Origin of the sequence: uncultured Methanobrevibacter sp., from assembly GCF_902788255.1 — an archaeon.
Lineage (GTDB): Archaea > Methanobacteriota > Methanobacteria > Methanobacteriales > Methanobacteriaceae > Methanocatella.
Map to the genome: position 1 here is coordinate 42,283 of NZ_CADAJR010000015.1, position 6,124 is coordinate 48,406.

The 6,124-nt window shown below is 33.9% G+C and carries 7 protein-coding genes; 3 read left to right on the plus strand and 4 right to left on the minus strand.

Annotation, left to right across the window (positions count from 1 at the left end; all coding sequences use genetic code 11):
- Positions 1-35 precede the first annotated feature (35 nt).
- Positions 36-854, minus strand: coding sequence for an endonuclease/exonuclease/phosphatase family protein (locus QZV03_RS05390; protein ID WP_296874680.1), 819 nt, complete (start codon positions 852-854; stop codon positions 36-38).
- Positions 855-937: 83 nt separating this feature from the next.
- Between QZV03_RS05390 and QZV03_RS05395 the strand changes: the two genes are divergently transcribed.
- The 3 genes from QZV03_RS05395 to QZV03_RS05405 all read left to right on the plus strand — a co-directional run bounded on the left by QZV03_RS05395 (position 938) and on the right by QZV03_RS05405 (position 3,876).
- Entirely contained in the window at positions 938-1,744 is an 807-nt protein-coding gene (locus QZV03_RS05395; protein ID WP_296874681.1) for a DUF5655 domain-containing protein, read from the plus strand.
- A gap of 2 nt (positions 1,745-1,746) precedes the next feature.
- Positions 1,747-2,289, plus strand: a complete 543-nt coding sequence (locus tag QZV03_RS05400) for an NIF family HAD-type phosphatase (protein WP_296874682.1) — start codon at positions 1,747-1,749, stop codon at positions 2,287-2,289.
- Positions 2,290-3,147: 858 nt separating this feature from the next.
- Positions 3,148-3,876, plus strand: a complete 729-nt coding sequence (locus QZV03_RS05405; protein ID WP_296874683.1) for a hypothetical protein — start codon at positions 3,148-3,150, stop codon at positions 3,874-3,876.
- An 89-nt stretch (positions 3,877-3,965) separates the two neighbouring features.
- Here the strand turns inward: QZV03_RS05405 and QZV03_RS05410 are convergent, their stop codons facing one another.
- The 3 genes from QZV03_RS05410 to QZV03_RS05420 form a co-directional block, all read right to left on the minus strand.
- Complete coding sequence (locus QZV03_RS05410; protein ID WP_296874684.1) at positions 3,966-4,565, minus strand: Ig-like domain-containing protein; 600 nt, start codon at positions 4,563-4,565, stop codon at positions 3,966-3,968.
- Positions 4,566-4,575: 10 nt separating this feature from the next.
- Positions 4,576-5,199: a hypothetical protein gene (locus QZV03_RS05415; RefSeq protein ID WP_296874685.1), complete on the minus strand. Its 624-nt coding sequence runs from the start codon at positions 5,197-5,199 to the stop codon at positions 4,576-4,578.
- 126 nt (positions 5,200-5,325) lie between these two features.
- On the minus strand, positions 5,326-5,775 hold the full coding sequence (locus QZV03_RS05420) for a dCMP deaminase family protein (RefSeq protein WP_296874686.1): 450 nt from the start codon (positions 5,773-5,775) through the stop codon (positions 5,326-5,328).
- Positions 5,776-6,124 lie beyond the last annotated feature (349 nt).

A 6,124-nucleotide genomic window follows, 5' to 3' on the forward strand; every position in this document is an offset into this window, starting at 1 on the left:
TCACCTTGCCATTAACTCAAAACACTTTTAATAATTTAAATCTTAAATACAAGTGGCAAATGGTCACTAACAGTAACCCATCTGTAATGGTCTAGTATTTCAAAGTCTTTTACCACATTTTCAGCAGCATAAACAAAATCCAAGTGGAACGGATTGTTCAGATGTCTTGCCTGGAAAAATGTTTTTGATTTTTCACAACCTTGTTCATCATCGGTTATTTCATGATAAACACTCTTTAAACCTTTACTTACAAGTTTTTCATCCAATACAGTATGGTTTTTTGCTTTTGGGTGATGTCCATTGAACCTCACATTACTGTTAAAGTCACCACACATAACAAGATTTTCGTCAAATAACTCCTCATTTGCATCGAAGTAGTCGTGAATCATTTCAACATACTTTGACATTGCCCAAACCCCAAGCAAATTAAACTCATCATTTACACGGACAGGAATGAAATGTTGAAACTCACCATTATCCTCAATCCTTTCAAGTTTTACATCATCTTTTGCAAATATTCCAAGACCCTTATAGTGCAAGTTTCCTGTCCAGAAATAATTGTCCCCTGCAAATTCCTTGTATTCCTCTTCAGTTGATTGTGCAGGATCTTCACATTCCTGAATAACATAGATATCAGCTTCAAGATCAATTATTTCATTGAATTTTTCCCTGAATTTACCATTACAGTTCCATGAAACTATTTTCAATTGACTTTCATCAAGCCATTTGTTTATTAAATTTTCAAATTCTTTAATTGCTTCTTTATTATCACTATCGGCAAGATTTGAGTAAATTTCATAGATTTTTATTTGATCCTGTGTCCAACTTTTTGGCATTTCATCTATTTCAATCAAGTTAATCACCACTAATTTATACTATTTTCAAAACATTGTAATATAAGTTGTGTATAAATATCATCATTTACATAACTATCCTCATGAAAACCGAAATACCATTTAAAAGTGAATTTATTCTTCACACATTAACACAAGACTTCTTAGATGAATTGTTCAGTCTCGAATTTGTTGCATCAGAAATTCAGCTGAATGATTTGAGATTGGATAACCTGGCTTTTGACAATGATGCCAATTCATTTGTAATAATCGAATATAAAAATGAATTCAATGCGAATGTACTAAATCAGGCACAGGAATACTATGATTTGCTTCAGGAAAATCCCGAATACTTTTTAAATCGTCTGGACAATAAAAAGGATGTTGATTTTGATAATGTCAAGGTAATGATTATCGGACCAAAATTCAGTGATGAGCAAATAAAAGAGGCCAAAGACAATTTTGAATTGTGGAAAATAACATTGTTCAGCGATGGTGAAGTAAGCTATGAAAACCTTAAAACAAATGAGATTAAAAGTATAAATATCAATTTAGAAGACCTTAAACATTCAGAAGAACAATTATTACAAGATAAAACTGAATATATGAAGGAATTATACTTTAACCTGAAAGACAATATATTAAACGAGTTCAGCGATGTTGAACTTAATTTTCAGGTCGATCAATTCTCATTTAGGGCAAACGGCAAACTTGTCTGTGTAGTGAAATTCTTAAAATCAGGTTTCACCATATTCTTTTATGCCAATAATCTTGAAAATGCAGACAAGGCAACTGACATTACCGATAAACCTCACACTGGAAACGCTAATTATAACCTGAAATATGAATCTGATGATGATTACGAATATTTCCTGGATTTATTCAAGCAGTCATATAACCAAAAGGTGTAAAAATGACATATAATATATGTCCGGCATGTGAAACAAAAAACGATTCCGCAGAGGAATACTGTCTCAACTGCGGTCAAAAGTTAATCTACAGTGAAGAAAAGGATGAAATCATAAGCTCCAAAATTCCAATTCCAAAAGATAAAATCATTCTTCTGGACTTAAACTACACACTAATCAGCAATTCATGGTCAATTCGGTATGAGAAATATCCTGCCAAAATCAACAAGAGAAAATATGAAAAAGAACTGGTTGAATTAATCAAGGACAATTATGTCATTCTGATTACAGCAAGTCCTGATTACACTTCCGAGGATTCCCTAAAACACATCAGTGAAAACACCGATTTGAAAATCGCTGAATCCTACTGGAACTTCGGCAAGCGTCCTCATGAGCTTAAGGAATACTGGATGAAAAAGGAGGTTTTGCCTAAGCATGGAGAAGAACCCGACAAATACCTTGCAATAGAGTCAAACCCTAAAACAAGGGCAATGTATAAAAGACTTGGAATAGAAGCAAGGCCTAAGGGAGATTTCATAAGACAATAACAGAAAAAAATCCCCATGATTTGACAGAATTTAAAGCTCAGATCTGCTACATCAGACAAATAATATTTTAAGAGAATTTACAACTCTCTTACCATTCACCATTTAAATTTTGTTTAAATTTAAACCATTATACATTAGGATATTATTTAATGTTAATTTTACAAGTTAAGGCCAATATTGACTTGAACTTATAATTAAATAATTATTTAAGCTTAAAAAAGTTTATATAGAATGTAAATTTAATTATATAATTAATGAGAACTCTTGAATTAGGAGAAATCATATGAAAGTTAATTTTAACGTTTATTTTAGAAATAACTTAATGATTTGTGCCGATTCAATCCAACTAAATATTGGAGGAACAATTTATGGAATCTGAAGTTTCCATAACTATTACAGTAGATTTAACTCAAATAATTGATACAATCTGCTTAATAGTACTTTTATACATATTTATATAAAAGTAATGATTTCTCAATTATCACCCGCAAATAGATTGTAATCTAATTTTATCTAAGGTTTCTTTCGAAATATCCCAGTTTCGGTGTTCTCCCCTTGTTTAAAGCACACCCTATCTATTTGCAAATATTTATATACCATTAACAGTTAATAATTAAACAGAGGTTAAACCTCCACAATTAGGTGATAACTTAATTGACCAATGTTTAGTTGGATAATATCAATATCTTGGGAAATTGCAGGATTTTATTCTGCAATTGATATTGATTACACTTAACTATTTTTCAAACCTAAAACCATTTAAACTAATTTTAAAATCATGAAAAATTATTTTCGATTTGTTAATGTTAATAAATTGTATATATTCTATCTTACAAAATATAAACATAAGGTGACAATATGGAAAATAAGCAAAAAATTATAATTGTAGCCTTGATAGGCATAATAATTGTTTTAGGTGCAGCAATCATGGGCACCCTATTAAAAGAACCATCAAAAACAGTTGAATTATTTGAAAACGGAACCACAATTGAAGTATCAGCAGATACAAATCTCACAAGTCACGATAATTTCAGTTCAACTTACCAAACAGGTAAAAATACAACAATTATCGGCATAGACAACAACAATCTTGCTGGAGCATTGGCATCAAAAATTCTATCTGATCTCATCGTAAATAAAGGTGAAATGCAGGATAATGGTTTATACAAACTTGACAAGAAAAGCATTATGGAATTGGGCGATCAGTTAGGTCAGGGATATGATGAAAACAAAATTAAAGAAGTGTATGTGGGCATAAAACATAACACTACAGTAAATCAAACCATAATACTTATCGGAATTGATGAACAGGAAATGACCAATATCATTAAAAGTGTCAACTGGAAACTGGGAACAACCACTACCACCGCTGTTTCAGCAGACACCAGCACACCAACATCCAGTGAATCAAGCAATTCACAGCCAACCGCATATGCATACAAGTCAGATGGAACTCCAATGTACAGCCAGAGCGAAGTTGACGACTATATGCTTAACAAATATGGTATGGTTGACTACCATGTCGGAGAAAACGGATACATCGATATGGATGAAGCAGGCTATGATAATGCCGGAAATCCAATATAATTAAATTAAAAACAAAAAAGTGATATTTGGTTATTCACCACATATCACTAAAACTAATTTTTTAAGACTTAAATTATTTAACTTTAATATCACAACCTATTACCCATCTTTATATTTCCCTGTGAATCCTGTCCAAGATATTCGTAATGTCCATCCCCGGCAATTACAACATACTGACCGTTAGACAATTCAACAACACCACATTCATCCTGAGCAATTCCAGTTTTCCGATAATGACCTAATTGAGAACTATATTCCGGATATTTACTTAAATCAACCTCATCAACCTTTTCAGTTTTTTTCTCTTTAAGAGTCAGTTTCTGAGAAGTTGAGTTTCCTGTGTAGTTGTCATTTCCATCATATGTCGCGTTAACGGTATATGTGCCCTTCTTCAAATCCAAATCAAGCTTTGCCTTACCCTTCATGTCGGTTTTGACTGTCTCATTGACCACAACCTTGCCTTTCTTGTTGACAACTATGACTTTGACCTTCTCTTTAGAAAGTGCGGTCTTGTTCATGTCAGTTAGCTGAATTTTCAGAGTTCCTCCAACATCCTGTGACTTGTCACTTACAATCTTGATTTTACTGGCCTCCTTACCGTGACCTGATTGCATGAACATCACTCCTGCAATGACGGCCAGAATAACGGCAATTACGGCCAATATTATTATGATATTTTTGTTTTCCATATTCTACCTCCTATGTATGGTAACATCCCGCTTTAGGATCATATGCCACATATCCTCCTACGGTAACCATTTCACCCGGCCTGTCACCATCGACTTGCATTTCAATATAGTGCATATCCCTTGCAATTGCCTCTTCACGTGTGATTCCCTGCTGGTCTACTTCCGGACCATATTCAGGATAGATTGATCCGTCAGAAGCGTATTTGCTTGTGTGAACTGCAGTTGATGTCTGCTCCTTGCTGATGCTTTTGGTGGCTGCCTTTTTGACTGTGACATTGTCTGAAATGCTGCAGCCGTCATATTTGGAGTTTCCATTGAAACTGCATTCAAGAGAATACTTTCCCTTTTCATCAAGTTTCAGTTTTGCCTTTCCCTTGGAGTTTGTAGAGACATCCTCATCGATTGTTATTCCGTCCTTATCGGTGAGTTTGATCTTAACTGTCTCGTTTGCTATAGCAGTTCCATTGGAATCGGTCAACTTGACCACCAATGAATCTCCAGCAATGACATTCTTATCGGCAATTGAGAGCTTTGAATCCTCCTTTGCCATCAAAGGCGAAAACATTACAACACCAACAACAAGAATTGCAACGATTACGCATAGCAATATGATTATAGTCTTTTGGTCTTCCATATTTTTACCCCATTAATTATTATATTATGCACAATATTGTATTAATGTTTGGAAAAGCAAAAGTGAGATATTGGATTTAAAAAAAAATAGTATAAAATCACATCCTAATAGGATATGATTACACAATCATTCATGAAGCTTCATGATTCCTTTCTGACTGACGATTTGATCGATTCCGGAGTTTTTAATCATCCTGAAGCATATCGGGCACGGTTCGGCATCATCGATTTCAACCCAGTCACCCTCATCGAACTTCTCTCCGGCAAGATATATTGTTGATCCAAGCATCTCGTTACGGCTTGCACTAATCATTGCATTCTGTTCGGCGTGAACAGAAAAGCAATCATTGTACTGACCTGAATTTGACGGGAGATTCATCCTCTGACAGTCACCTCTGTCACAGCAGTTTTCCTCTCCCCTTGGATTTCCGTTATATCCTGTACTTACAATCTCATCATTGTTTACAATTACCGCACCGTATCTTCTTTTAAGACATGTGCTTCTTTTTGACACAGCAAGGGCAATAGCAAGATAATACTCGTTTTTGCTCATACGCTTTACATTTTCATCAGCCATAAGTTGTCTCCATTAAAAATAATTAATTATATTTTTGGATTTAATGTTAATTAAATTATATGCACAGTTTGAAAACTAATCTTATTTCAATATCCTCGGTGGAAATGAAACGCTCCATCACAAAAAATAACAGTTGAAAGATTTGCTTTGATTATATTGAAAGGATAATGAATTATATTTAATGCCTGTATTGAAAACAGGACATTTTCATGAATCTTATACTTATAGCTGAATTTGAGGTCATTGTCCATTGAACAACCTCGCCTTGAAGAAGGCGAGGATTCCTAGATTTTTCATGTTTATTTGCTCAATCGTTTATTGAGTGTTTTCTAGGCAATCTCCGGGGTCC